The organism is Alteromonas sp. ALT199, from assembly GCF_018619335.1.
Classification (GTDB): Bacteria; Pseudomonadota; Gammaproteobacteria; order Enterobacterales; family Alteromonadaceae; genus Alteromonas.
The window spans coordinates 47340-73176 of sequence record NZ_JAHHDX010000045.1 but is presented as its reverse complement, the minus strand read 5'-3'; the positions used below and the strand labels follow the sequence as shown (position 1 = coordinate 73176).

25 protein-coding genes and 1 pseudogene are annotated in these 25837 nt (G+C 44.9%); 19 read left to right on the top strand and 7 right to left on the bottom strand.

Annotated elements, in window-relative coordinates; genetic code table 11:
• Positions 1-172 precede the first annotated feature (172 nt).
• The 7 genes from KL866_RS05465 to KL866_RS05435 are packed head-to-tail and all read right to left on the bottom strand — an operon-like array spanning position 173 to position 6051.
• On the bottom strand, positions 173-829 hold the full coding sequence (locus KL866_RS05465) for an HAD family hydrolase (RefSeq protein ID WP_025254355.1): 657 nt from the start codon (positions 827-829) through the stop codon (positions 173-175).
• Positions 826-1776 (bottom strand): ATP-grasp domain-containing protein, encoded by a 951-nt coding sequence (locus KL866_RS05460; RefSeq protein ID WP_025254356.1) that lies wholly within the window; start codon positions 1774-1776, stop codon positions 826-828. The genes KL866_RS05465 and KL866_RS05460 overlap by 4 nt, the downstream gene beginning before the upstream one ends.
• 27 nt (positions 1777-1803) lie before the next feature.
• Positions 1804-2712: a LicD family protein gene (locus KL866_RS05455; protein ID WP_025254357.1), complete on the bottom strand. Its 909-nt coding sequence runs from the start codon at positions 2710-2712 to the stop codon at positions 1804-1806.
• Position 2713: 1 nt separating this feature from the next.
• Positions 2714-3763, bottom strand: a complete 1050-nt coding sequence (gene pseI / locus KL866_RS05450) for a pseudaminic acid synthase (RefSeq protein ID WP_025254358.1) — start codon at positions 3761-3763, stop codon at positions 2714-2716.
• A gap of 2 nt (positions 3764-3765) precedes the next feature.
• Positions 3766-4848: a UDP-2,4-diacetamido-2,4,6-trideoxy-beta-L-altropyranose hydrolase gene (pseG, locus tag KL866_RS05445; RefSeq protein ID WP_311236124.1), complete on the bottom strand. Its 1083-nt coding sequence runs from the start codon at positions 4846-4848 to the stop codon at positions 3766-3768.
• Entirely contained in the window at positions 4845-5549 is a 705-nt protein-coding gene (gene pseF / locus KL866_RS05440; RefSeq protein ID WP_214993850.1) for a pseudaminic acid cytidylyltransferase, read from the bottom strand. The genes pseG and pseF overlap by 4 nt, the downstream gene beginning before the upstream one ends.
• A gap of 46 nt (positions 5550-5595) precedes the next feature.
• Positions 5596-6051, bottom strand: coding sequence for an adenylyltransferase/cytidyltransferase family protein (locus KL866_RS05435; protein WP_025254361.1), 456 nt, complete (start codon positions 6049-6051; stop codon positions 5596-5598).
• A 174-nt stretch (positions 6052-6225) separates the two neighbouring features.
• Here KL866_RS05435 and KL866_RS05430 point away from each other — a divergent pair, with 174 nt between their 5' ends.
• From KL866_RS05430 to flhB, 19 genes and pseudogenes are all read left to right on the top strand, one after another.
• Entirely contained in the window at positions 6226-7020 is a 795-nt protein-coding gene (locus tag KL866_RS05430) for a flagellin (protein WP_029661344.1), read from the top strand.
• Positions 7021-7183: 163 nt separating this feature from the next.
• Positions 7184-8646: pseudogene (locus tag KL866_RS05425) on the top strand (sigma-54 dependent transcriptional regulator).
• A 136-nt stretch (positions 8647-8782) separates the two neighbouring features.
• Positions 8783-9925, top strand: a complete 1143-nt coding sequence (locus KL866_RS05420) for a PAS domain-containing sensor histidine kinase (protein ID WP_025254364.1) — start codon at positions 8783-8785, stop codon at positions 9923-9925.
• Positions 9926-9941: 16 nt separating this feature from the next.
• Positions 9942-11279, top strand: a complete 1338-nt coding sequence (locus KL866_RS05415; protein WP_025254365.1) for a sigma-54 dependent transcriptional regulator — start codon at positions 9942-9944, stop codon at positions 11277-11279.
• A 271-nt stretch (positions 11280-11550) separates the two neighbouring features.
• Positions 11551-11886, top strand: a complete 336-nt coding sequence (gene fliE / locus KL866_RS05410; protein WP_014997639.1) for a flagellar hook-basal body complex protein FliE — start codon at positions 11551-11553, stop codon at positions 11884-11886.
• A gap of 12 nt (positions 11887-11898) precedes the next feature.
• Positions 11899-13593: a flagellar basal-body MS-ring/collar protein FliF gene (fliF, locus tag KL866_RS05405; protein ID WP_025254366.1), complete on the top strand. Its 1695-nt coding sequence runs from the start codon at positions 11899-11901 to the stop codon at positions 13591-13593.
• A 12-nt stretch (positions 13594-13605) separates the two neighbouring features.
• A complete protein-coding gene (fliG, locus tag KL866_RS05400; protein ID WP_025254367.1) occupies positions 13606-14646 on the top strand; it encodes a flagellar motor switch protein FliG in 1041 nt (346 codons plus the stop codon).
• Between the two features lie 39 nt (positions 14647-14685).
• Entirely contained in the window at positions 14686-15468 is a 783-nt protein-coding gene (gene fliH, locus KL866_RS05395; protein ID WP_214993848.1) for a flagellar assembly protein FliH, read from the top strand.
• Complete coding sequence (gene fliI / locus KL866_RS05390) at positions 15461-16795, top strand: flagellar protein export ATPase FliI (protein ID WP_025254369.1); 1335 nt, start codon at positions 15461-15463, stop codon at positions 16793-16795. The genes fliH and fliI overlap by 8 nt, the downstream gene beginning before the upstream one ends.
• A gap of 72 nt (positions 16796-16867) precedes the next feature.
• A complete protein-coding gene (gene fliJ, locus KL866_RS05385; protein ID WP_025254370.1) occupies positions 16868-17314 on the top strand; it encodes a flagellar export protein FliJ in 447 nt (148 codons plus the stop codon).
• Positions 17315-17663: 349 nt separating this feature from the next.
• Complete coding sequence (locus KL866_RS05380; protein ID WP_214993847.1) at positions 17664-19976, top strand: flagellar hook-length control protein FliK; 2313 nt, start codon at positions 17664-17666, stop codon at positions 19974-19976.
• A gap of 233 nt (positions 19977-20209) precedes the next feature.
• Positions 20210-20749: a flagellar basal body-associated protein FliL gene (gene fliL, locus KL866_RS05375; protein ID WP_025254372.1), complete on the top strand. Its 540-nt coding sequence runs from the start codon at positions 20210-20212 to the stop codon at positions 20747-20749.
• Between the two features lie 27 nt (positions 20750-20776).
• Entirely contained in the window at positions 20777-21835 is a 1059-nt protein-coding gene (gene fliM / locus KL866_RS05370; protein WP_025254373.1) for a flagellar motor switch protein FliM, read from the top strand.
• A 17-nt stretch (positions 21836-21852) separates the two neighbouring features.
• Positions 21853-22260: a flagellar motor switch protein FliN gene (gene fliN / locus KL866_RS05365; RefSeq protein WP_012517672.1), complete on the top strand. Its 408-nt coding sequence runs from the start codon at positions 21853-21855 to the stop codon at positions 22258-22260.
• Between the two features lie 28 nt (positions 22261-22288).
• Positions 22289-22741: a flagellar biosynthetic protein FliO gene (gene fliO / locus KL866_RS05360; RefSeq protein ID WP_025254374.1), complete on the top strand. Its 453-nt coding sequence runs from the start codon at positions 22289-22291 to the stop codon at positions 22739-22741.
• Positions 22734-23489 carry a flagellar type III secretion system pore protein FliP gene (gene fliP / locus KL866_RS05355; RefSeq protein WP_025254375.1) on the top strand — a complete coding sequence of 252 codons (756 nt, stop codon included), beginning with the start codon at positions 22734-22736 and terminating at the stop codon, positions 23487-23489. The genes fliO and fliP overlap by 8 nt, the downstream gene beginning before the upstream one ends.
• A gap of 8 nt (positions 23490-23497) precedes the next feature.
• Entirely contained in the window at positions 23498-23767 is a 270-nt protein-coding gene (gene fliQ / locus KL866_RS05350) for a flagellar biosynthesis protein FliQ (protein ID WP_025254376.1), read from the top strand.
• A 12-nt stretch (positions 23768-23779) separates the two neighbouring features.
• Positions 23780-24559: a flagellar biosynthetic protein FliR gene (gene fliR, locus KL866_RS05345; RefSeq protein WP_025254377.1), complete on the top strand. Its 780-nt coding sequence runs from the start codon at positions 23780-23782 to the stop codon at positions 24557-24559.
• Between the two features lie 6 nt (positions 24560-24565).
• Positions 24566-25690 carry a flagellar biosynthesis protein FlhB gene (gene flhB / locus KL866_RS05340; protein WP_025254378.1) on the top strand — a complete coding sequence of 375 codons (1125 nt, stop codon included), beginning with the start codon at positions 24566-24568 and terminating at the stop codon, positions 25688-25690.
• Positions 25691-25837 lie beyond the last annotated feature (147 nt).

Sequence of the window (25837 nt, the reverse complement as noted above, 5' to 3'; positions counted from 1 at the left end):
CATGTGTCGGCATTTTTGCCATAAAGCTTTAGAATCTATGCGCTTAGGTAAGGGTTATTAGTCCTAAAGGTGTAGTTTTCTTCGTGTTTAGGTAGAACTTGTTGTTTATCAGCAGGTAGTTTGAGCATTGATTTTATTTTATTAAATATACTGGGATACCGCTTAACACGGTTCAAAGCTTGAGTGCTGGGAGTTCATTCAGGTTTTGTATAGTAAACTTTGCATCGAAACCTGGCTTGGCAAGTGCTTTTTTGTGGACCCCAGTCAGCACTCGGACGGTCGGCATACCAAGTTTATTTAGATTAACGAAGTCTTTCGCAGGGTTGTCACCTATGTAAACCATTTCATGCCACTGACATTGTTCTGCATGTTTAATTTTTTCAAAGCAGTAAGTAGAAGGTTTAGCATGTTTCACCCCAAAACGGTGAGTGACAAACACGCGCTTAAAGTAGTGGGCTATGTTGAGCGCTTCCACTTTTTTACTTTGTACTACTTTATTTCCGTCAGTTACGAGGTAAAGCGGTTTTTGCAAACTTTCTAGTAAGGTTATGTGATTGTCGGGGAAAGTCAAAGTGGGCTGGTGTAAGCGATATGCTGAAACGCAGGCACGTACATTTCTCTTATTGACCGCTATGCCGTGGTTAGCTAAGTAATCATTGAAAATTCGGCCACGACCATTTCGATCGAGAAGAGTAACTAATTCTCGAAAGCCACGTCGTTTATCAACATTCCAGCTTTTTTCTATAAATGAGGCAACGGCCGCAAGGCCAGACTCTACGTATTGGCGCTCATCATAAAGAGTATCATCCAGGTCGAAGATATAAATCATAAGTAATAGTCGGTAGCAGCTCTAATCTGCGTTATTTTATGGGGTGCGAGATCTACGGGCAACGAATCGATATCTTCGCCTATACTCTCGCATAAGCTCCAATAAAGGCTATCAACACCCGCCTCGATACCTAAAGTTGAAGCGCCACCAAATCGCGAATTACACTCTATGATGTGCAGTGCCCCATCATTTATGATGCCCTGTAATACAACTGGGCCAGACAACGCTAGTTTGGAGAGTGTCTGTGTCACCTGTGCTGTAAAAGGACAATTCGGTAGAGTATAAGTAATTTGGGATTCACCATTAACAACTAGGTCTCGCACACGGCACACCGCCGCTTTAACTAAATGATCCTTTGTTAGCCAAGCGTCTACGCTAATTTCTTGACCTGCTTTGAATAATTGAAATATAGGGTAGGACAGTCTTTTGGCGTGCTGCACTGCGTCGCTTTCGTTTAGATTAAGACCAACCGCTTTACTACCCGCACCAAAACGCTCTTTGACCACATAATGCGATGGCTGTGTGTCCTGAATAACCGTTTTCACCTCTTCGATGCTTTCAAATGAAGGGATGATAAAAGGAATACTGCATTGGCCGAATCTTAATTTATCTAGACAAAGCTCAATTGCACTTTCATCAGAAGTAAGTACGTGAATGTTAGCGCTTTTTAGGTCGTTTTTTAACCTTGCCCAAAAAAGCAGCTCGCCGTCTCTACTTGGGAGAACATGAGTAATTCCTCCATGCTTGAGCTGGGCCATAATTTCATCTGCGTTTTCTTGTGTTGTGGGTGGCATTTGCCAAAAAACATCGCAAAAATGTCGTGTGAGTACTTGGCTACTTAAATCTCCCGCCGTAACTATGCCTTTATTATCGATGCGCTTAACTGCGCATTGAAGCGCTTTTAATAGTGGAACTTTATTGCTGGCACTTGAAAGTAATACGTTCACGTTAATTTGACACCTTCGCTTAAACGATTATTGAGAAAGCGTGCGTTTTTGCACGCTTATACCTGTTCTAGGTGCTGACATCGATGCTCTTCTATTTTCGTATTCCGTAATTTGTGTCGTCTTTTTGGGCGTTTGCCAATGTCCGTACATAAATGTGAGAAAGCCTTCTGCATCGAATGGGGCAAGAAAGGTTTCACCTAAAAACGAGATTGGCTCGTAGCTGTCGAAATGTTTAGCAGGAGCAAAAAACAGCCCGCCCGAGGACAAGAGTTCAGATAAACCATTTATCGACTCTCTACGCTGAATGCTTATTTCAAAAGGGACTAATTGGGTGTTTGATGAATTACTAAACTCTAGGTTGATGCAACAGTCTATGTTGTTGACCGTGATGATGACGATATTCCACTTTACGTCATAATCTGTGTTTAATAATTCATAAAGCTCAGGTAGCAAAGCCTGTAACCGTTCATAATTGTCTTTATCTACAGCTAAATCTATATCGTCATCCCAAGGAATGAGCCCTTTATTTCTCACAGCACCTAACAAAGTTCCAGAATCTAGACATGCTGAAATATTATGGGAAACGAAGTATTGATTTAGCGTACGCATTACGGACTGGGCAAAGGCTAGCGTTTCATGGTCTTCGAAAGGCAGGGCAGCTTTTACCGACTGCTTACTCGGTACAATGATATTCGACTCATCAATACCCATTTCTTCGGTAAGTTGGGAATAGATTTGATCAACCCACTGACTGGTGATAATTATCCTGTCGACATCGTGAGTATTGATATCTGCGGGTGCAATGATGGGATAACCCATAAAACGAGTTCCGTGTTTCGCACTATCGTTATCCGTGAATGCCACGACTTCTATATCTGGGTGATTAGAAACGTAGTTTTCTCCGGCCTTACTTGCACCGAACAGAATGGCTCTCATCTCACAATAGCTCCCAACTCATAGGGGTACCTTTTGGTGCGTCGAACTTGATTTGTTTTCCAAGCAAAAGGGGAAGGTATTTGGGAGGCAGTCCAAGTCCTGGACGAACAGAGCGTAAATTCTCGGCATTTAATGTATCGCCGGCTTTCATATCTTTGGCAATGTATAAAGAGCGTCGGTGTACCAACGAGGCCTTTTCTCGCTCGGTGGCGCCATAACTCACCTTGCCAATTGCTACCGCTGCCCGCGCCGTTTCCTCAACAAGCAGCTTAATTTCATGGGGTTCAAGAGAAAATTCTGCGTCAACCTCTCCACCGCTTCTATCTAAAACAAAATGCTTTTCAATTACTGTTGCGCCAAGTGCCACCGCAGCGACAGCTACCCCCACTCCCGGTGTATGGTCGGAAAGTCCAACGTGACAGTCGAAAAGTTCGCTCAAATGAGGGATTGTCTTTAAGTTGGCGTCTACAGGGTTTGCTGGGTAATTACTGGTGCACTTGAGTAATATGATGTCATCACACCCATTGGAACGGAGTACTTCAACAGACTCGGCTATTTCTGCTTGGCTAGCCATGCCTGTAGAGACAATAACGGGTTTCCCTGTCTTCGCTACAGCCGCTAGGATAGCGTGGTCAGTATTTTCAAAAGACGCTACCTTGTAACAAGGAGGATTCAATGTTTCTAGGAAGTCGACAGCGGTTAAATCGAAGGGCGTGCTAAATGCCAATAGGCCTTTCTCTTTGGCATAGTCGAATAGCTCCTTGTGCCATTCCCAAGGCGTCATCGCCTCTTTGTAGAGGTTATACAAAGAGTTTCCTTTCCAAAGACTATTTGGGTCTTCAATAAAAAATTCGCCTTCGTGACAATCCAAAGTGATCGTGTCTGGCGTGTAGGTTTGCAATTTTATGGCATGTGCGCCAGCTTCTGCAGCTGCATCAATGAGTCGGTAGGCTTTTTCTAGTGATTGTCCATGATTTCCAGACATTTCTGCGATGATAAAGGGAGCGAGACCCGGACCAATTTGAATATCACCGATTGTGATTGGTTTCATGACTACCTCGTAACAATGTTCAATATAGTATCCATTACAAAAGATGGATTTTTGTTTGCGCGCACCAAAGATACCGCGTTGTTTGCTATTTTACGCATTTCTTGCGGCGAATTTATCGCAAATTCAACGGCCTTGCTAATATCTTCGCTAGTGGCCTCTTCACATGCTCCTAGCCACAAACAGCAATGCCGTTCGTGCAGGCACCGCGTCGTTTCAACTTGATTGTCAGCCAATGTAATAATTATGCCCGCTACCCCTGATGCTGCGCGCTCCCAGTGCATCGAGCCTCCGGCGCCAATCATTGTATTGGCGGCTTTCATAAGCTCGGATATGTAACCGCAAGCGACGTGAAGCTTCGCGTTCGGTAGGCAATTGACTTTTGCTGCAAGTGCATTGACGCAAGAATAAGCCGCTCCGACAACAATATCGGCTGAAAAAGCTAAAGACTTTAATTCAATCAAAACATCAACGACGCGCTCAGTTAAATTCAAAGGATCGCTGCCGCCAAAGCAAACTAGAATATGATTGTCATTTCTGGGCACTGATGATGGACGGTAAAACTCATTTCTTAAAATAGCGAACTCGGGCCCTAAGAGTTTTTGGCAATGAGGAGGGACAAGCTGATCGTATCGGAATTCAAAGTCCTCAAAGAGGTTTTGGTCTAAAATCACGTCACAGTCGTGCTGGCGGTCTGCTAAATCGTCAATGACAATAATATGTTTGCAGCGACTGCGCATTACTTTACTAAACGAAGCTGATAGCTGATAGTGGTCGACTATAAGCATGTCGATAGGGAAATCGTTTATATCATCAAGAAGCGCTATACAGTGAGCTGCATGAGAGGCTTGTTCTGCTTCATTTAAGACCACCGAAGCATTACCTTCCTGTTCGCCTTCATAAAATGATGGAGTGGTCAAAGTTACAATTCCAGCACGCTGTATCTGCTGTTTAAGAGTTAAAGGCAGCGCGCAAGACAGAAATGTCACGTTATGTATGGGAAGTAATTGTGTGGCCAAGGTTAAGCAACGCATAACGTGGCCCAGTCCTATTTGTGCCGTGCCATCGACCCTAAAAACAATCCTCACTTTACGTTTTCGCTCTGTAAAAGCTTGTAAAGCAGTTCAGCTCTAACCCAATCTTCAGGTGTATCAATGTCTTGCACTAAGTGGTCTGGCATTACTACCATTTTAGAGTTTGCACCGAAAATACGTTTGCTAGTATCAAGCCAGGTTTTGTGATGGCCCCAATACAACTGTCCTGCATCATGATAGGCTGGTGGTAAATCCTGTGAACGCTGAGTAATGCCGAACTCGTCAAAAGGTTTTACGCCGCCATTTTCGGTTTGTAATATCGCTCGTTGAATTGGAAATGAGAATCTTGCCGCTGTAAATACGTAGTCTGTATTGTCAGCATCCATTAGCATTTCATAGCAAGAATTTATTAATGATGTGGCCAGAAGAGGCGATGTTGCATAAACACAGGCGCAATAATTTATATCCCAGCCTTTTTCTAACAAAGTACTCAGTGCATGGCGAACCACCGGACTAGTGCCTGTGTAATCATCTGCCAATTCTGCAGGTCTCATGAATGGCACTTCAGCACCATAATATCTTGCTACGTTTGCAATAGATTCATCATCTGTTGAAACCACTACCCTGTCTATATAAGGGCTTGCCAACGCATTTTCTATTGCGTGAGCAACCATAGGTTTTCCGCAAAACGGTTTTATATTTTTCTTAGGAATGCGTTTGCTACCGCCTCTAGCGGGTATTATGGCTACGTTCATTTTTTATTCCGCTTAAAATAGCTTGCACAAATCAGGAGCACCAAGGTTAGAGTTTTTGCATCAACGCATTTAAGTGCTCAGTTAAACTCTGCACTTCGCGAATTTTTTCATTTTGAATTTCGCTGATAACGGTTTTAAGTTCAGTAGTAGAGACATCTTGTGTGCGAGGTAAATAGACAACTTTAACGAGATCTTGTAAATCGTCGAACTTGCCAATCCAATCATCACCCATCGCGAATATGTCAGCGCTTTCTCGCTTTAGGTCTTCTCGTTTTTGTTCCCAACAGTTTTCTTGAAAAACGTCATTGACATATCGGCAGGAAAGCAAAATTTCCTTTCTGTCTTCATAAGGAATGACAACGTTTTTACCTTTCACCGTGTTGAATTCATCAGAGGACAAACCAACCACTAGCCTATCGCCTAAGCTGTGCAATCGCTTTAAAAGCCTCACATGGCCTATATGGAAAAGGTCAAAGGTGCCGTACGTCACCACAGTAGTCATAGAATTAATCTCTGAAAATAAATAAATTGTACACCTATAACTTATCGGCAAGTCAAACTATTCCATGAGCGTATAGATTTGTTTGTAAAAGTATCGACTATCATACAAATGGCTGACTACATTTTGCTCAGCTTTCTGCTAAACTTAAGAGGTTACATACTTTAGGAAAGCATCATGCAAGTTAATAGTTCAACGTCCTCACTTCTTAGCCAAGTGCAGGAGAAGCAAGAATCCTTGATGGAGAAGCTTGCCAGTGGCAAGAAAATTAACGATGCAACTGATGGCGCTGCGGCCCAGCAAATCATCGACCGATTAACGTCTGAAGTTGAAGGTAGTCGTCAATCACTCAACAACGTCTACGACGGTATTTCTTTGGCGCAGGTTGCGGAAGGTGGTTTAGGCAGTATTAATGACGATGTAAATCGCATTCGCGAATTGACCTTGCAATCGGGTAGTGGTGTTTTAAGCAGTGGCGATCGCAAAGCTATCCAATCTGAAATAACCCAGTTACAAGAAAATATTTCGCAAACCATCGAGCAAACTAACTTTGCCGGAAAGCCTTTATTATCTGAAAATGGTTCACTCGAATTTCAGTCAGGCTCTAGTGCAGGTCAATCAATTAGCGTTAATACACAAGACATTGGTGCACAGCTGAATGATGTTTTATCTATCGATATTACGTCAGGAACTAGTATTGAAGATGCGCTGGGTGCAACTGATGCGGCAATTGAAACGCTCGGCAGTGCGCGGGGCGATTTAGGCGCCACGCAAAATCGCTTTGAAAGTGCAGCGCGCACACTTACTCAAGCTAATGTAAATACCGCTGAAGCGCGAAGCCGTATTCAAGATTTAGATTTTGCGCAAGCCACTTCGCAACAGGCTTCGAACGATGTATTAGGGCAAGCAGCCCTCACTGTTCAAGCGCAAGCGAACCAGCAGCAAAGCCAAGTTTTGTCATTATTGAGCTAGACTATGTTACATAGGTTTGGCTAAATTTAATCGAAAGAAGCAGGGTAACCTGCTTTTTTTATTGGTATATTTCCCAAAACAGCGGTTGCGCTCCGATCTTTTGTCGTTACAATTTAGAAATGCGCTAAACTGTAAATAATAACAAAGCGTTCTCGGGGAATTGATGAAGAACATTTTGCTGATTAGTGATAATCAGGAACTTATTCAAAACTTGGAAACTATCGTTACCTTCATGGGAGAGTCGTGTCAGTCACGAGGCTTCAGTGATTGCGAGCGATACCTCCATGAAAGTGGTGCAGACGCCGTGCTTATCGAGCACCGCTCGCCTACTGCTGTAAGTAATCTGGTAGAAAAATTTCCGCATATACCGTTTGTCGCGTTAGTTGAAAGTAATACGCAGGCGTCTGCAAGTTGTAACCTTGTTAGTGTTATTGCAACACCATTAACTTATCCTGTCCTAACGCAGGCTATACATCGTTGCCAAGAGTATTCAAGACGCAAACCCGGCTTATCTCGTGCTTCAGGGACAAAAACCCGATTATTCAGAAGTCTCATTGGTAAAAGTGAGCAGATTCAAATTGTGCGGCGCTTAGTTGAGCAAGTCGCGCCTACCGATGCCACCGTGTTAATTTTAGGTGGTCTGGAACGGGTAAAGAAGTGGTAGCGCGTAATGTTCACTTCTTATCTGAGCGCAAAGACGGTCCATTCATTCCGGTAAACTGCGGTGCAATTCCTGGCGAGCTGCTAGAAAGCGAGTTATTCGGTCACGAGAAAGGCGCTTTCACCGGCGCTATTAGTGCTAGAAAAGGACGTTTTGAGTTAGCCGAAGGTGGCACATTATTTCTTGATGAAATCGGTGATATGCCGCTTCAAATGCAGGTGAAGTTATTGCGCGTGTTACAAGAGCGCACCTTCGAACGCGTAGGTGGAAACAAACCCCTCCAATGCAATGTACGCATTATTGCTGCAACACACCGCAACTTGGAAACCATGATCAGCGAAGACAAGTTTCGTGAAGACTTGTACTACCGACTTAACGTATTCCCCATTGACAGCCCTGCGCTTAGACAAAGAAAAGACGATATTCCCTTACTTCTTCAAGAATTGAATAGTCGAATTCAAGGGGATGGTGTAGAAGCTGTGCGCTTTACTGAGCAAGCTATAGCCTCGCTAATGGAACATGAGTGGGCGGGGAACGTCCGCGAGCTTTCAAATTTAGTTGAGCGATTAACTATTCTTTATCCTGGTCAGATTGTTGATATTGCTGATTTGCCAGAAAAGTATCAGTACGGCGATGTACAAGCTTACGAACCAGACTACCCGGAAGAAATTCTTGAGCGCGAAGCATTTAACGAACTATTTGCTGAAGCCGCAGCACTAGAGCCTGATGAGGACACAAGTGCACAAAGTCATGATGGCCTAAACGGTATGGTTTCTTCTTCGTTACCCGCTGAAGGGGTTAACTTAAAAGAATACCTGTCTGAGCTTGAAGTAAATTTAATTCGCCAAGCTCTAGATAACCAAGAGTGGGTGGTAGCCCGTGCCGCAGACAAACTTGGTATGCGCAGAACCACGCTTGTTGAAAAAATGCGGAAATACGATATTCAGCGTACTGAAGAAGCGTAATGTCAGGTAATTGACGTTGCGTTTTCTTTCTTGAATACTTCCTATCTTATTGATAAATAAACCAATGATGAATTGGCACATCTTCTGCTTTATCTAAGTCATAGTTTAATAGCGTCTGCAATTTGACGAGGACAATATGGCTTTTGACAGCATTTCACATTCTACTGAGTACACAGCATCAGATTATGCCGCAGATGGCATTGATAATGCGGTATCTCACAATGAATATCATGCCTCGTGTAGTGACGATATCGCGTCATTGCGGTTGCAGGCGAGTAGACTCGAGCACTTACTTCAAGTAATGCCAGCAGGCGTTATCGTTATTGATGGTAAGGGTATTGTTCGTCAAGCGAACGATCAAGCAAAAGCGCTGTTAGGCGAACCGCTTGAAGAGGAAGTTTGGCGCAGTATTATTACCCGCTCGTTCAAGCCTCGCGCTGATGATGGTCACGAAGTGTCGCTCGTTGACGGTAGACGAGTGAAGCTTTCTATTACTCCATTAGAAAATGAGCCAGGTCAGTTAATTGTTATCACCGACTTAACTGAAACCCGTCAACTACAAGCACGGGTAAGTCACATGCAGCGTTTGTCTTCCCTTGGAAAAATGGTTGCATCACTTGCCCATCAAATAAGAACCCCCCTTTCTGCAGCTATGCTTTATGCGTCGAATTTAACGCGTAAAGGGTTAGGGGAAGAAGCACAAACACAGTTTGCCAATAAACTAACAGACAGGCTTAAAGAGCTAGAAAGCCAGGTTAACGATATGCTGCTTTTTGCTAAGTCTGGCGAAGAGCAGGTGGTCAGCAAAATTAGCCTTGCTGAATTGTTTGCGGCCATTGAGGGCAATGCGCAAAGCATGGCAGCTCAAGCGCAGCAAACACTAACGTTTACCGGGTTTGAGCAAAACGCATCGATTACAGGTAATCTTACTGCTCTTCAAGGAGCGGTGCTAAATCTCATCCACAATGCAAGTCAAGTTACCCCAAAAGGTGAGTGTGTACATGTAAAGGCTTCGATAAGTGAGCACCGTTTACATGTATCGATTATCGATAAAGGCCCCGGTGTTCCAGATGGTTTAAAAAACAAAATCTTTGAACCCTTTTTCACAACTAAAACTCACGGTACCGGCTTAGGTCTTGCTGTAGTGAAGTCGGTGGTCAGTGCGCATAGTGGTGTACTTAATGTGATTGACGTTCCCGAGGGGGGCACTTGCTTTAGCGTGTCATTACCTTGCTCGGCGAATGCTAAATCCCCACAAACATTGACCCACGTCGCGTAAGTTACAGGAGAGAATAATGTCTAAAACTACCATATTAATTGTTGAAGATGACGCGGGTTTACGCGAAGCGCTCCTAGACACCCTTCTATTAGGTAACTATAACGTGATTGCCGCTGATTGTGCAGAAGAAGCATTGATGATGCTGTCGTCACAGAATGTTGACCTAGTGGTTAGCGATATCCAGATGGGCGAAATGAGTGGCCTAGTGCTGCTTAAAAGTATTAAAGCTAAGTATCCCAATATGCCTGTGCTGTTAATGACAGCTTACGCCACAATCGACGATGCTGTTCAGGCAATGCGAGATGGCGCAACGGACTATCTTTCAAAGCCTTTTGCACCTGAAGTGCTGCTTAATTTAGTGGGGCGCTACGCGCCTGCACAAAAAATTGAATCACGTACGCCTATAGTAGCAGACCCTTCAAGTTTGAAGCTGCTCGAGCTTTCACGCAAAGTCGCGAAGTCTGAAGCTACTGTGATGGTCATGGGACCAAGCGGTTCTGGTAAAGAAGTATTGTCTCGCTATATCCATGATCAGTCTCCGCGCAGCGAGGCACCTTTTGTTGCCATCAACTGCGCCGCTATTCCCGAGAATATGTTGGAAGCGACCTTATTTGGTTACGAAAAAGGGGCGTTTACCGGCGCTATTCAGGCGTGCCCAGGTAAGTTCGAACAAGCTCAAGACGGCACACTGTTACTTGATGAAATAACCGAAATGGACTTGGCGCTTCAGGCGAAATTATTGCGCGTGTTGCAAGAGCGTGAAGTAGAGCGTCTTGGCGGAAGAAAAAACGTTAAGCTTAACGTACGTGTTATCGCTACCAGCAACCGAGATTTAAAAAAAGCAGTAGACGCCGGCGAGTTCAGAGAAGATTTGTACTACCGTTTAAATGTGTTTCCTATTGAGTGGCGCCCTTTGGCTCAACGCCCAGGGGACATAGTTCCGCTTGCCGAGCACCTTGTTCAACGTCACGCAAGTTCACAAGGGCTGGGCACAATCAGGTTAAGTGCTGCTGCGCGTAATAAGTTGTCCCAGTATAGCTGGCCAGGAAACGTTCGAGAGCTTGAGAACGTGGTTCAACGAGCGCTCATTCTTTGTGAAAACAATGAAATAGATGCCAGCGATCTAATGATTGACGACGACATGTCTGTGCCAGTAGATATACTTCAAGAGCAGGTTGAAGAAAGTAAGTTGGGGTCTGAGCTTCGCTATCAAGAGCATCAGATAATTCTTGATACACTAGTATCGTGCAATGGTAAGCGTAAAGACGTAGCCGAAAAACTTGGAATAAGCCCAAGAACCCTGCGCTACAAATTGGCGCGTATGCGTGAAGATGGTATCGAAGTTCCTGCGTAACGTTTTATTACAAGATTGACCTTAACATCAAACACGTAAAACCTAATTGATCTTATCCTCCTTATCCGTCGCCTCTGTAGTTAAGAAGGCGGCGGTTTTTTGTTGTCCACACAGAATTTAACGCCATAAATTTGGCAAATCTGCTTAATGTCTCTCTATCTATTTGAAATATATAGATTTATAAAGTTGGCAAGCCCCTTGCTAAATTAAGATTATTAATTAGTTATTCGCCGGTGTTCAGGCGGTTTTCAAAGAAACGCTAGGAGTGGGTATGGACGTTAAAGCCAATAGTTTGTATCAAGAAATGCAGAACATGATTGGGCAAACTCGTCTTCAAGTTAACGAGCCTCAGCAACAGCCGCTTAGTGAAGTTAATAGCTCGGCAAGCGATTTCTCGACCATGCTTAAGAACGCGGTAGATGGTGTAAACGGTATGCAGCTTGAGTCAAAAGATGCTCAACAGCGTTTTGAAATGGGCGACCCAAGTCTAAGTTTAGCCCAAGTCATGTTGACAAAAGAAAAGGCAGGCATTGCGTTTGAAGCTACTGTTCAAGTACGTAACAAAGTACTTGAAGCCTATAAAACAATAATGAACATGCCGGTATAGGTGGAGTAGGTTATGGCTGAAGCTACAGGTACAAACCTTACGGTTCCTGATCAAAATCAAGCAGCGGACAATGAGCCAGAAAACAAATCTGGTTTTATGGATACGTTAGGTAGCGCAGACATGATGCGCCAGATGGCCCTTGTGGTTGTTTTGGTCATTTGTGTGGCCATTGCTATTTTCATCCTTATATGGTCACAAGAGCCTGATTATCGGCCCCTTGCTAAAATGGAAACCCAAGAGCTTATCGAAACCCTCGATTATATGGATGCGAATCAAATCGACTATAAGCTCGAAGGCAATACCGTTTATGTAAGAAGCGACGAGTTTCAAAGTATCCGTCTAGGCATGACTCGCCAAGGGTTAACGAAATCTTCAGATGCCGGTACCGATATCATTATGCAAGATATGGGGTTTGGTGTAAGTCAGCGCGTAGAGATGGAACGTCTTAAACATGCTCGCGAGCAACAAATTGCCTCAACCATCGAAGATATCGCTAGCATTCAAAAAGCCCGAGTATTACTGGCGATGCCAAAAGAAAACGTGTTTGCACGCAGAGAAAAGAAAGCATCGGCAACGGTTGTATTAACCGCTAAACGTGGAGCTGTAATTGCCGGTGAAGAGGTTGATGCTGTTGTTGATATCGTGGCTTCTGCGGTACAAAACATGGAGCCGTCTAAAGTTACGGTAACAGACAGCAACGGGCGTTTACTAAATTCCGGCTCACAAGACTCTATGAGTGCTCGTGCCAGAAAAGAATACGAAATTGAACGTCAGCGCGAGCAAGAGTATCTCGAAAAAATTGACGCTATATTAATTCCAGTATTGGGCATAGGTAACTATACGGCGCAAGCTGACGTCTCCATGGACTTTACTGCTATGGAGCAAACCCAGCGTAGCTACAACCCTGATTTACCTGCTGTTCGCAGTGAAATGATCATGGAAGAAAATAGTGTAGGTGGCGGTGTTGGCGGTATTCCTGGCGCATTATCAAATCAACCTCCGCTCGATTCCAATATCCCAGAAAACGCCGTGGGCGGTAGTCAACAAACTATGCCTGGACGCACGGCAAAAGAATCTACGCGCAACTACGAGCTGGATACCACCATCAGTCATACCAAAAAGCAAACTGGGGTTATCCGAAGATTAAGTGTGTCGGTGGCAGTAGATTATACCCAAGTTGCAGGTGAAGACGGTGCCATAACGCCAACGCCACGCAAACAAGAAGAAATTCTTAATATCCGCAGACTATTGCAGGGCGGTATTGGCTTTGACGTAACCCGCGGCGACTCGCTAGAAGTGGTTAGCGTACCCTTTACTCGTATGGATGCAGGTGAAATTGAAGATGCGCCTTTGTGGGAACAGCCTGGTTTTCTGCCAATTCTTAAGCTAGTTGTTGGTGGCTTGGTTATAATAGTACTTATCATCTTTGTGATTCGACCTATGCTGCGTCGTCTTATCAACCCAGATGAATCTAACGAGGCAGACGAGTTTGACGCCGATGAAGGCTTAGACTTAGGCGATGATACCATTAGCATGTTAACGTCTGACTTTGATGAAGGACAGGTAGGCTTCGCGCCAGATGGCTCACTAATGTTGCCTGACCTACACAAAGACGAAGATGTACTTAAAGCCGTTCGCGCGCTAGTGGCCAATGAACCAGAATTATCAGCTCAGGTAGTGAAGGGCTGGTTAATGCAAGACGAGTAGTGAGATAAGATTATGGCTGAAGAACTTGCCAATGTTGAAGAACCGTCATACGACGTCAGTAAATTAGAAGGCGTAGAAAAAGCTGCCATCTTACTACTTAGCTTATCTGAAGAAGATGCGGCGCAGATACTAAAGCATCTCGAACCGAAACAAGTGCAAAAGCTGGGTTCTGAAATGGCGAAAGTGGACGATATGACGCAAACCAAAATAACGTCAGTTCATAAACATTTCATTGAAGAGATTCAAAACTACAGCACTATTGGCTTCCAGAGCCAGGACTTTGTTAAGCGAGCGCTAACTGCGGCGTTAGGTGAAGATAAGGCGGCAAACCTTATCGATCAGATTCTAATGGGCAGTGGCGCAAAAGGTCTAGATTCACTGAAATGGATGGACTCTAAGCAGGTGGCGAGCATCATTCGCAACGAACACCCGCAGATTCAAACCATTGTACTGTCTTACCTCGAACCTGAGCAAAGCGCTGAAATTTTGGCACAGTTCCCAGAAAAAGTACGCCTTGACCTGTTGATGCGTATTGCGAACCTAGAAGAAGTTCAACCAGCAGCATTGCAAGAACTAAACGAAATTATGGAGAAGCAGTTCGCTGGTCAAGCGGGAACGCAAGCAGCGAAAATGGGCGGCTTGAAGTCTGCAGCGAACATCATGAACTACTTAGATACCGCGATAGAAGGTCAGCTGATGGACGCTATTCGCGAGCAAGACGAAGAGATGAGTCAGCAAATTCAGGATCTTATGTTTGTCTTCGACAACTTAGTCGATGTAGACGACAAAGGCATTCAAGCAATATTGCGAGAAGTTCAGCAAGATGCGCTGCTTAAAGCTATTAAGGGTGCTGACGAAGAACTTAAAGATAAAATTATGCGCAATATGTCTAAGCGTGCTGCTGAAATGCTTGGCGACGACTTGGAAGCTCTTGGCCCTGTTCGCATCAGTGAAGTGGAAACCGCACAAAAAGAAATTCTTTCTGTTGCCCGTCGACTTTCTGACTCAGGTGAAATCATGCTTGGCGGCGGTGGCGGTGAAGAGTTCTTATAAGCGCTTTAATGCCCTTACCTCTGTAACTTAGGTAGAAACATGTCTGGTAATAAAAATTTCAGTGAAAACGAAATAAACGAAGCTAAAACGTGGGATCTACCTTTTGTCGATGATCCAAAGGCATCTAGAAAAAACGAGACAACCAATGCACTGAATAAACGCTCAGACTGGAAGTATGAGCCACCTGAAGTTGAAGAGGAAATCAAACCACCAACAGCTGAAGAGATTGAAGCTATTCGCCAAGCAGCCTATGACGAAGGTCTGCAAGAAGGCAAGGAAAAGGGGTTTGAAGAAGGTAAAGCTGAAGGTCTCGAAACTGGCTTGGCCGAGGGTAAAGAACAAGGTCATAACGAAGGTCTTGAGCAAGGCTTAGAAGAAGGTCGCCAGCAAATGGCAACTCAAGCCGAAGTGTGGCAAATGCTTGCTGAAAAATTCCACGACCCACTTTCGCAAGCTAACGATGAAACGCGTGACCAGTTGGTGAAACTTGCCGTAACACTTGCAAAATCTGTGATCAAAACAGAGGTTAGCACTAACCAACAAGTGATACTTCAAGCGTTAAGCGAAGGCATTAAGGCGCTACCCATTAATCAAGCAGATTATCAAATTCACATGAACCCTGAAGATATTGAATTGGTAAAAGCGCACTTTGGCGATGAAGAAATTGCTAAAAAAGGGTGGAACCTAGTTGAGGCCCCAGCTATGGAGCGTGGTGGTTGCGATATTACCACTGCACAAAATGCCGTAGATGTGTCTATTGAACGCCGATGCCGTGACGTTATTGATAAATTTTTACTAAACCAAGGTTTGTCAGATGACTAGCCCTTGGCACTCGCATTTTGAATCCCTCACAAAGCAGATCTCTTCTCCGCCGGTTGTCGCTGCCGGCAAGTTAGTTCGTGGTATCGGTCTAACTCTTGAAGCGGTGGGATGTCAGCTACCCGTGGGCAGTCAGTGCTTAGTGCAAACCATTGAAGGTGAAATAGAAGCCGAAGTGGTTGGTTTTGGCGACGATATTACTTATTTAATGCCTACCGAAGCAGTACGCGGTATTGTGCCCGGAAGCCGCGTGATGCCGTTAAATCGACAAAGCGGTTTGCCGGTGGGAATGGGGCTTTTAGGGCGCGTGGTAGATGGTAATGGTCAGCCCCTTGACGGTTTAGGTGAAATAAATGCCGAAGCCCGCGCGCCAACGACCCGACCGCCAATGAACCCGCTTATCCGCCGCCCCATAAACACCCCGATGGATGTTGGCGTTCGCGCCATTAACGCACTCAATACAGTGGGTGTAGGTCAACGTATGGGGCTATTCGCCGGAAGTGGAGTGGGCAAAAGTGTGCTACTTGGCATGATGACCCGTGGCTGTGAAGCCGACGTGGTTGTTGTAGGGCTTGTCGGAGAACGTGGCCGAGAAGTAAAAGAATTTATTCATGAAATCCTTACGGAGGAAGAGCGTCAACGTGCGGTTGTAGTAGCTGCGCCTGCCGATACTTCACCTCTTATGCGCTTGAAGGGCTGTGAGACTGCAGTAACCATTGCTGAGTATTTTCGCGATAAAGGCATGAAGGTGCTGTTGCTCATTGACTCGTTAACCCGTTATGCCATGGCGCAGCGTGAAATTGCGCTGGCTGTGGGTGAGCCTCCTGCAACAAAAGGCTATCCGCCATCGGTCTTTGCTCGGCTACCTGCATTAGTTGAACGAGCTGGTAACGGTAGTGAGCGACAGGGCTCTATCACGGCCTTTTATACGGTACTAACAGAAGGGGATGATTTACAAGACCCCATTGCCGACGCCGCTCGCGCAATTCTAGACGGTCACGTAGTCTTATCACGGACCCTTGCCGATAGTGGTCATTACCCCGCAATTGATATTGAAGCGTCAATAAGCCGCGTAATGCCTATGGTGGTAAGTGAAGAGCATCAACTAATGGCCCGTCGCATTCGCCAGGTTTACTCAAACTACAAACAAAACCAAGATCTTATTTCTATTGGCGCTTATGCAAAAGGGTCAGACCCACGTATTGATTTGGCGATTCGTGCAGAGCCTGCAATCAATGCTCTGTTACAGCAAGGAATGAAGCAAGTAATACCTTACGACGAAAGTTTGGAAGGCATGGCTGCCCTGGCCAAAGGGTTGGGGCAAGGATAATGTGTTTTTCAGTAACGGGTGCTTGGGCTTTAACGAACAGTCAGCAAGGCTTTGTGAGTAAGGGAGCCAAAAATGTCTAAGCAATTAGAGCGTTTAGCTGAATTCGAGCGCGAAAAAGAGCAGCGTGAAGCCCGCTATTATCAGCAAGCGCAGCAAAACGTTAACCAACAAAAGCAAAAGCTTACCAGTTTAGAGCAGTACCGCGTTGACTATATCAAAGGTATTCAGCAGACCGGTCAAGCCGGTGTTACGGCTACTTACTACCAGCAACATTTATCCTTCGTTGGTAAATTAGATAAAGCGTGTGAGCAGCAAATGCAAGTAATTGCTCGTGCGCAAATGGCAGCAGATCAGCGAAAACAAATGTGGCTAAAACAACAGCAAAAAGTGAAAGCCATTACTTTGTTGCTAGATAAGAAAAAGTTGGCCGAGCAAAAGAAAGAAGCAAAGGCTGAGCAGGCCATGATGGATGAGTTCGCTACACAGCGTTTTTTCAGAGCTAAGCGCTCACCTTTCTAATAATTAGTCACATATTAAGCCACTTTGGCTTAACCCTTGCAAAACCCATATAAAATGTATCAACGTAATTTTATTGCTTAGCAATCGTTAGTAGGGTTTACGAGCGTTTTATAGATTTTCCATACGCGACACAGCGTAAGAAATTTAACCGAAGCGCGCATGAAACTTAACGCCAAACGTTAGCTTTTTAGCTACTTACTTAAAGCTAAGTGATTGTAATGTAAATAAGCGTTGGTGGGTTTGCGATTTACTTTGCTCGGACAGTTTAAATATTTCGCCAAGTGAATTATTCGCATCACATTACGTCTTCTTGGTGAAAGACGATATAAATGTAGGACGGTAGGACAATATGCAACAAGTTGCCGCACATAAAACAGACATTGCCGCATTACCTTTTTCTGCTTCTAGCACAGCTAAAGCGGTTGAAACAGGTATTGGTACGCAACAGCAAGCGAACAGTGAAAATAACCAAGCATTTAATCGACTTTATCAGGAAGCGAAATCGAGCAAGTCAGATTTTGTTTTAAATGAGAAAGAGAGCTTCCGCTCTCAAAATCGCGAAACAAATCGGTCAAACAACGCTTTCAACAATACTTCGGGGTCTAGTGAAACGTCGACAAGCGGTAAAGATCGCGATGCTGGGCATACTGATCTCCCCGATGAAAAAACGGTCACTGATATACCTGCTGATTCGGCAGCGGTTACGAAAGAAGAAACCGCAGTAGTAGGGTCAAAAGATATAGCAGATGATACTGTACCAACACAGCTGCAGCAGGTTGGTGACGACGATGAAGTTTCTGATTTGTTAGTTGATAGCGCCGTTGGTAATGCTGAACAGAAAAGTGTAACTGAAGCACAACTTGTCGTTGGAGAAGGCGGAAGAAAAGATGCTGAGGCTGGTGTTATCACTACACCGGGCACTCCAGACGGAAAGCCGAGTAAAGATGATGGCGAACCAGATTGGGTGGCCTATATAGAAACGGTAGCCAGCCGATTTGACAAAGGCGAGCAAGCCCCGGGTGCTTCGAATACTGAAATAAGTAATCGTATTTCCGAGGTTGCCGGCGAGACTACAGAGGTTATTTCTGTTAAAGAAAACGGAAAGCTTTGGAAGATACCAGATGGGGTAGATGCCAGCGACGCGCCTTCGGTAATGGCACATTTACTTTCTCAGCTAAATAATGGCAGCAATGAGGGTGAAATCGCTATCGAATCCCTTTCATCAGAAGCACAACAGACGCTGAGTGCTTTAACAGCGCTATTGTTTGGCGCTGAAAGCGAACAAGGTGGTGCCGGTAGCGAGCAAAGTAATGCCGGTAGCGAGCAAAGTAATGCCAATAGCGAAGCTAACGCTGAACTTTCAAAACTCTTTTCCACCGATAAGGCAGACCCGAACGCCAATGAACTTTCTGCGCTAATTGCCCAGCTCATGCAACAAAAAGAAAGCGCTGACAACAGTGAGCAAAGTGTTGACGCAGGTGTTGAAAGCGCAAGTGATCTTGATGGAATCTTGGCGAACAGTGAAAATTCAACCGACGAATCTCTGGTTTTAAGTTTGTTATCTGACGAACTTAAAGATTTGCAAGGGGGAGCGCTAGATGAAGCTAGCGCCAGCGAGGAAGTCTTGCTCACTGAAATAGCTTCAAAAACCGCTGTTACAAGTAGCGAGGAGAGCGCGAAAGCTACAGGTATCGATAAAATGATGCCATCTGACGCGGTTCTTAAAACTAATACGAGTGGTGAACAAACTCAATTGGCAGATAGCGAAATTGCAGTGAAAACGCCCAAAGACCTACTTACCGCAATAAGCGAACTGTCGCCACAAAGCGCACAAAAAGCGACAGAAGCGTTTGCTGAACGCGTAGTTGCAGTAATGCCAAGCGGTTCGCAACAACAAGCTGTGAAGACAAACATTATTGCCGGTATTAATGAATTCCAGCAGCAACTACAGCAGGGTAGAGAGCCTGGCATTGATTTGTCAGCTATCGTGGCAGACGCCGCAAAAGAGGCAGCAATAAGCTCGGAAGTGATTACTTCAATGACAGCTCGTGTTGACACCCAAGCTAGCCAATTCTTAAATTTAATGACTCAAACACAGGCCAGTGCTCAACAAGTTTTTGCCAGTATGATGGGGCAAAGCGATACAGTAATTCAGGAAAACTCTCAGCTGCGCGCTGAAGCGTCAAAATCTCAGCAGCAATTTGAAGGTTTTGATAAAGCAGTAAATATCCATAAGCCCGAAGGGCAGCAACAATTGAATGAAAAAATTCGTTGGATGGTTAACGCGCGCAATACCATGGCTGAAATTCGTCTTGATCCGCCCGAGATGGGCAGTATGCAGGTACGAGTTAACGTAGCCGGAGATGCTGCAAGCGTAAGCTTTGTTGTTCAATCTCAACAGGCGAAGGATGCACTAGCTGACGCTATGCCTAAACTACGGGACATGCTTTCTGAACAAGGCATAGAATTAGGCGATGCTCAGGTAAGAAAAGATAATTCGTCGGGTAACGAAAGTGGCCAGCAACTTGCAGAAGACGGTAGTAGAAACCACGGTGACGGAAATCGTGGAGAAAATGACGGTTTAGACGAGATGGATGGTGCGCGAGTTATAGAGCAATCAGTTACCCGTGCCGCCAAGGGCGGTATAGATTTCTACGCCTAGAATAGAACAAAGCTCTCATCAATAGGTAGCATGGTGAGTTTATTTTAAGGCTGCTATGTTTGGTGTATTCGTCCAAGTCATAAGAAACGAGTCAATGAAAGGGGGACTCGATAGCAGGTGATGAAACACTTTTCGTTATAGCGTCAACCTGACGTGTATACGAATTATGGCATTGCCATTTGCGATGGAACATTGATAATACGTTTTTTCTTAACATTACTGATGAGTTACACATGGCTGATGAAGAATTACAAGTAGAAGAAGGCGGTAAAAAGAAAGGTAAAATGATGTTGATCATTATTATCGCCGTTGTTCTTGTAGGTGGCGGAGCTGCCGCTTATTTCCTGCTTTTCGCTGGTGGCGATGAGCCAGCGGCCGAGCAATTAGCCGAAGCAGACGCTGCCGCAGCGGCCGCAAGTGAACCGGCGGCAAGTTCAGGGAGTGCTGAAATAGGCACTGCACTTTACGTTGCTATGCCAAGGCCTTTCGTTTTTAACGTACCAGGCTCAGGACGAGATAGGCTAGTCCAAATTAAAGTGCAGCTACTGGTGCGCGGTTCTGATAATGAAGAGTTAGCTAAAACGCACATTCCGCTAATTGAAGGGACGTTACTACAAGCGTTTAGCATGTCTAATGCAGACGATCTTGTTACAGAAGCTGGTAAAATTGAGCTTCGTGAGCAAGCGGTAACGGAAGTACGAAAAGCATTGAAAGACATTACGGGCAGCGATGTTGTTGAGCGCGTATTGTTTACTGGTTTTGTCATGCAGTAATGCATTGACCAAGTAAGGTAGAAGACGGTGAGTGATTTATTATCTCAAGATGAAATCGATGCCCTGTTACACGGGGTAGATGATGTAGAAGAAGAAGAGGTCGACGGTGGCGACTCTGATGCTTCTACGCTCGAGTACGACTTCTCCTCGCAAGACAGAATTGTGCGTGGGCGTATGCCTACGCTCGAGATCGTGAATGAACGTTTTGCTCGTCACATGCGTGTAAGTTTGTTCAACATGATGCGACGTTCAGCTGAAGTATCGATTAACGGTATTCAGATGATTAAGTTTGGCGAATATATTCACACATTATTCGTTCCAACGAGTTTGAATATGGTGCGGTTCCGTCCACTTAAAGGCACGGGGCTTATTACCATGGAAGCTCGTTTGGTATTCATTCTGGTGGATAACTTTTTCGGTGGCGATGGTCGATATCATGCGAAAATTGAAGGCCGGGAGTTTACGCCAACGGAGCGTCGTATTATCCAAATGCTGCTTAAAATAATCTTTGAAGATTATAAAGAAGCATGGGCGCCAGTCATGGATGTGTCGTTTGAATATTTGGACTCAGAAGTAAACCCTGCAATGGCGAACATTGTGAGTCCGACCGAGGTTGTGGTTATTAGCTCGTTCCATATTGAGCTAGACGGAGGTGGTGGCGACTTCCATGTGTCCTTGCCATACTCAATGCTTGAGCCAATTCGCGAGCTTCTTGACGCGGGTGTTCAAAGCGATAAAGAAGATACAGACTTACGTTGGAGTAAGGCGCTTCGCGATGAAATCATGGACGTTAAAGTGTCATTAACTACGCATATGCTAGATGTTGATGTACCACTTCGCGATGTGATGGAGTTTAAGCCTGGCGATATCATCCCAGTGGAGATGCCAGAAACCATCACAGTATTAATTGAAGATTTACCGACTTTCAGGGCTAAATTAGGTCGCAGCCGCGATAACTTGGCGCTGAAAATAGTAGAGAAAATTGCAAGACCGACTTCAGTGAAGTCTGAGCTACAGTTATTAACCCGCGGTGGGCGCATTATTGATAATGACGCAGAACTGCAAGTACTCGAAGAAGACCTGTAAGGTAGAGGGGAGTTCCCATGAGTGAAGACGGTATGGATGATTGGGCTGCGGCGATGGCCGAGCAAGCCGAATCTGAAGCGGATCAAGAAGCTGGCGATAATGAAGATGTCCAAGTTGCTGAACTTGACGAGTTAACTGACGACGCGCCAATTACGCAAGAAGAGAAGAAAAAGCTAGATACCATTCTAGATATTCCTGTGACTATCTCGATGGAAGTAGGTCGTAGTCAAATAAGTATCCGAAATCTGCTACAGTTGAACCAGGGTTCTGTGGTGGAGCTGGATCGTGTTGCCGGTGAGCCACTAGATGTATTAGTTAATGGCACGTTGATTGCTCATGGAGAAGTAGTAGTGGTCAACGACAAATTCGGTATTCGATTAACGGATGTTATTAGTCAAATTGAGAGAATCAAGAAGCTCAGATAAAACTTCTTATAAAATAAGGGGTTGCGCAATGCTGCCCCTTTTGTTTAGTCAACTAGCCTTTGCGCAGTCGACCCAGTCAATCACCAATCCCACGTCGATACTGTCAATTTTCCTTTCCCTGCTGGTGGTCGTTGGCGTTATTTTCGCTCTAGCGTATGTAATGCGTCGATTTAACGTCACTGCTATGGGCGGGAATCAAATGAAAGTGGCGGCCAGTATGGTCGTAGGCACAAAAGAAAAAATAATGGTGATTCAGGTAGGTGAAGAGCAACACCTTATCGGTGTTACTAGTCACAATATCTCTCATCTAAGTAAATTAGATAAGAATATCGATATACCTGTGAAAGGTGCTTATAAAGCTGCAGGTGAGCCTCAAAATGGCGCAGAGGCGTTCAAACAAAAGCTGGTTGCGGCAATGGCAGGAAAGCTCAACCCTGGCTTGGAAAAGGATAAAACGAAGGATGAGTCGAGAGATGCGTAAGTTTGCCTGGCTACTTTTAACACTACCGTTATTGCTTCTTGTGGAGCCCGCTTATGCTCAACAGGGAATATCCGCAGTAACAGTGACGACTAACCAAGATGGTTCTCAAGACTACACGATGACGCTTCAAGCGCTGTTTATCATGACAGCGTTAAGTCTTATTCCCGCGTTTATCATGATGATGACCTCGTTTACGCGAATTATTGTGGTGCTGTCTATACTGCGCCAAGCTATTGGCTTACAGCAATCACCATCCAACCAGATATTAATCGGCGTAAGCTTGTTTCTTTCCATGTTTATCATGGCGCCGGTATTTGAAGAGGTGAACGAGCGTGCCCTACAGCCATACCTTAACGAGCAACTCACCAGCATGGATGCCCTAGAGCAAGCCAAAGGTCCAATGCGTGCATTTATGCTTTCTCAAACACGGGTAAAAGATTTAGAAACGTTTGTACGAATAGCGGGAGACGAGGGAAAGTACGCAGATACAGATGAAGTGCCGCTGACCATACTGATTCCAGCCTTTGTGACTAGCGAGCTTAAAACCGCATTTCAAATTGGTTTTATGTTGTTCATTCCCTTTCTCATTATTGACTTGGTAGTAGCGTCTATATTGATGGCTATGGGTATGATGATGCTTTCACCCATGATTGTATCTTTGCCATTTAAGCTCATGCTCTTTGTATTGGTTGATGGCTGGAATCTTATTTTCGGTACGTTGGCGACCAGTTTCGGAATGGGCGTCTAGGAGAGCTTATGTCACCAGAAGTCTTTGTAGAAATACTAAGGGAAGCCATGCTCATGGTTATCGTTTTGGTATCGGCTGTGATCGTTCCAAGTTTGATCGTGGGTTTGGTAGTGGCTGTATTTCAGGCTGCAACCAGCATCAACGAACAAACCATGAGTTTCTTGCCTCGCTTGCTTGTTACGCTTCTAGCGCTGAGCTGGGGCGGAAACTGGCTGGTACAAAAGCTTATGGACTTCACTTTTCGAATGGTTGATATGATCCCGCAGGTTGTAGGATAGAAGGCTAAAGCTGTGGAAGTCGAACTCGCCACCATCAATCAATTTCTTGCAGACATGCTGCTGCCATTTATGCGCATTAGCGGCTTGTTCGTGGCTATGATTGGCTTAAGTGCTAAATCAATACCACCGCAAGTAAGAGCCCTGTTAGGCATAATGCTAACACTTATCATCATGCCAGTGGTTCCACCATCACCCATTGAAAACTTGGTGGATGTGGGCACTTTTTTAATTGTTATTCAGCAGTTGCTGATTGGCATTGCTATTGGATTTATTTCAATGATGGTGCTCAATACATTTGTATTGGCAGGACAAATTATTGCAATGCAAACCGGTTTGGGTTTTGCCTCTATTGTCGACCCCGTCAATGGTATTAATGTCCCTGCAGTAGGTCAGTTCTATCTAATATTGGCCACCTTGTTGTTTTGGACATTGGATGGGCATTTATCCATGATTCAAATGATCGTAATGAGTTTTGAGGCCTTCCCCATAGGTGAAGCCTGGTGGACAGGTGAACAGTTCCGCGATATCGCCCATTGGGGGGGCTGGATGTTTATCTCGGCAATAACGCTTTCTTTAGCGCCCATAGTATCGTTGCTGATTGTGAACTTGGCGTTTGGCGTAATGACAAAAGCTGCGCCACAGCTGAACATTTTCAGCATTGGTTTTTCCATTGCTCAGGTAATGGGGCTGTTAATTATTTGGATAACGCTAGATAACTTTACTGCGCACTTTGAAACCCAATGGTTTAGAGCTGAACAGTTTATGTGTGAATTATTGAACATTTGTCCGTAGGAAAAAATGGCAGATTCAAGCGAAAAAACAGAAGACCCCACGGGGAAAAAACTCGATGATGCCCGAAAAAAAGGGCAGTTAGCCCGTTCCCGAGAACTATCCACGACCCTAGTGCTCATTGTTAGCGCTTTTATGTTTTTGTTCGTTGGCGGGTGGATTGCTGAATCTGTTTTTAAACTTACCCAGCGAATGTTTGTTCTCTCTCGTGACGAAACCTACGATATCACCCATATGTTCGGCGCTTGGGGCGAAGCTTTCTCTGCAGTAGGCCCCGCTGTGCTGCTCTATATGGTTGTCGCTATGATTGCTGGCATTTATGGTTCTATTGCACTTGGTGGCTTTAATTTCACCTGGGAGGGCGCTAAGCCTAAAGGCTCAAAAATGAGCCCTATTCAAGGCTTCAAGCGTATGTTCGGCATGAACGGCTTGGTTGAGTTGCTAAAGTCCATAGCGAAAGTGGTGGTCATAATCGGCATGGCGATAGGGGCGTTACTGTTCTTTGAAGATGAAGCGCTACATTTAGATTTGGAGCTTTATCCGGGAAACATATTCCATGCACTGGACATGCTCAAATGGGCGTTTCTTATTTTAGTGTGCGGCATGATCCCTATTGCACTTATAGATGTGCCTTATCAAATGTATAAGCACAACAAAGAAATGAAGATGACCAAGCAAGAGGTGAAAGACGAACGGAAAAATGCGGAAGGTGACCCTATGGTTAAGGGCCGTATTCGTCGCTTGCAGTATCAAGCTGCGACCAAACGAATGATGCAAGAAGTACCACAAGCCGACGTAGTAGTGACCAACCCGACCCATTTCTCTGTTGCTATTAAATACGACGAAAAGGGCATAAGGGCACCGGTTGTCGTTGCTAAAGGGGCTGACGAATTGGCTATGCATATCAGAAAAATTGCTACTGCTAACGACGTGCCGCTGATCCCTTCGCCTGTATTAGCGCGAGCCATTTTTTATTCAACAGAAGTGGACGATGAAATTCCTAACGCTTTATTTATGGCTGTAGCGCAAGTTTTAGCACACGTCTACCAACTTAAGGCGCATAGGGCTGGCAAAGGAAAACGCCCTAAGCCGCTGAAAAGAGATTTGCCTATTCCACCCGAGTATCGTCGCTAAGTGACACTCCTACTGTTGGTTTGCCTTTATTCGTCATAGTGTTAACGATACCTCAGGACTGAATACGGGAATCTTTATCCTTTTTATATAAAGCTGGCACGTTAGTTGAAACGCTCTTGAAGATTCCTATAAAGCGTCAATTTTCTG

Coding starts and splice junctions, on each gene's coding strand:
- KL866_RS05465 (WP_025254355.1), bottom strand. CDS start 829: ATGATTTATATCTTCGACCTGGATGATACTCTTTATGATGAGCGCCAA.
- KL866_RS05455 (WP_025254357.1), bottom strand. CDS start 2,712: ATGAGAGCCATTCTGTTCGGTGCAAGTAAGGCCGGAGAAAACTACGTT.
- pseI (WP_025254358.1), bottom strand. CDS start 3,763: ATGAAACCAATCACAATCGGTGATATTCAAATTGGTCCGGGTCTCGCT.
- pseF (WP_214993850.1), bottom strand. CDS start 5,549: ATGAACGTAGCCATAATACCCGCTAGAGGCGGTAGCAAACGCATTCCT.
- KL866_RS05435 (WP_025254361.1), bottom strand. CDS start 6,051: ATGACTACTGTGGTGACGTACGGCACCTTTGACCTTTTCCATATAGGC.
- KL866_RS05430 (WP_029661344.1), top strand. CDS start 6,226: ATGCAAGTTAATAGTTCAACGTCCTCACTTCTTAGCCAAGTGCAGGAG.
- KL866_RS05420 (WP_025254364.1), top strand. CDS start 8,783: ATGGCTTTTGACAGCATTTCACATTCTACTGAGTACACAGCATCAGAT.
- KL866_RS05415 (WP_025254365.1), top strand. CDS start 9,942: ATGTCTAAAACTACCATATTAATTGTTGAAGATGACGCGGGTTTACGC.
- fliE (WP_014997639.1), top strand. CDS start 11,551: ATGGACGTTAAAGCCAATAGTTTGTATCAAGAAATGCAGAACATGATT.
- fliF (WP_025254366.1), top strand. CDS start 11,899: ATGGCTGAAGCTACAGGTACAAACCTTACGGTTCCTGATCAAAATCAA.
- fliG (WP_025254367.1), top strand. CDS start 13,606: ATGGCTGAAGAACTTGCCAATGTTGAAGAACCGTCATACGACGTCAGT.
- fliH (WP_214993848.1), top strand. CDS start 14,686: ATGTCTGGTAATAAAAATTTCAGTGAAAACGAAATAAACGAAGCTAAA.
- fliI (WP_025254369.1), top strand. CDS start 15,461: ATGACTAGCCCTTGGCACTCGCATTTTGAATCCCTCACAAAGCAGATC.
- fliJ (WP_025254370.1), top strand. CDS start 16,868: ATGTCTAAGCAATTAGAGCGTTTAGCTGAATTCGAGCGCGAAAAAGAG.
- KL866_RS05380 (WP_214993847.1), top strand. CDS start 17,664: ATGCAACAAGTTGCCGCACATAAAACAGACATTGCCGCATTACCTTTT.
- fliL (WP_025254372.1), top strand. CDS start 20,210: ATGGCTGATGAAGAATTACAAGTAGAAGAAGGCGGTAAAAAGAAAGGT.
- fliN (WP_012517672.1), top strand. CDS start 21,853: ATGAGTGAAGACGGTATGGATGATTGGGCTGCGGCGATGGCCGAGCAA.
- fliO (WP_025254374.1), top strand. CDS start 22,289: ATGCTGCCCCTTTTGTTTAGTCAACTAGCCTTTGCGCAGTCGACCCAG.
- fliP (WP_025254375.1), top strand. CDS start 22,734: ATGCGTAAGTTTGCCTGGCTACTTTTAACACTACCGTTATTGCTTCTT.
- fliQ (WP_025254376.1), top strand. CDS start 23,498: ATGTCACCAGAAGTCTTTGTAGAAATACTAAGGGAAGCCATGCTCATG.
- flhB (WP_025254378.1), top strand. CDS start 24,566: ATGGCAGATTCAAGCGAAAAAACAGAAGACCCCACGGGGAAAAAACTC.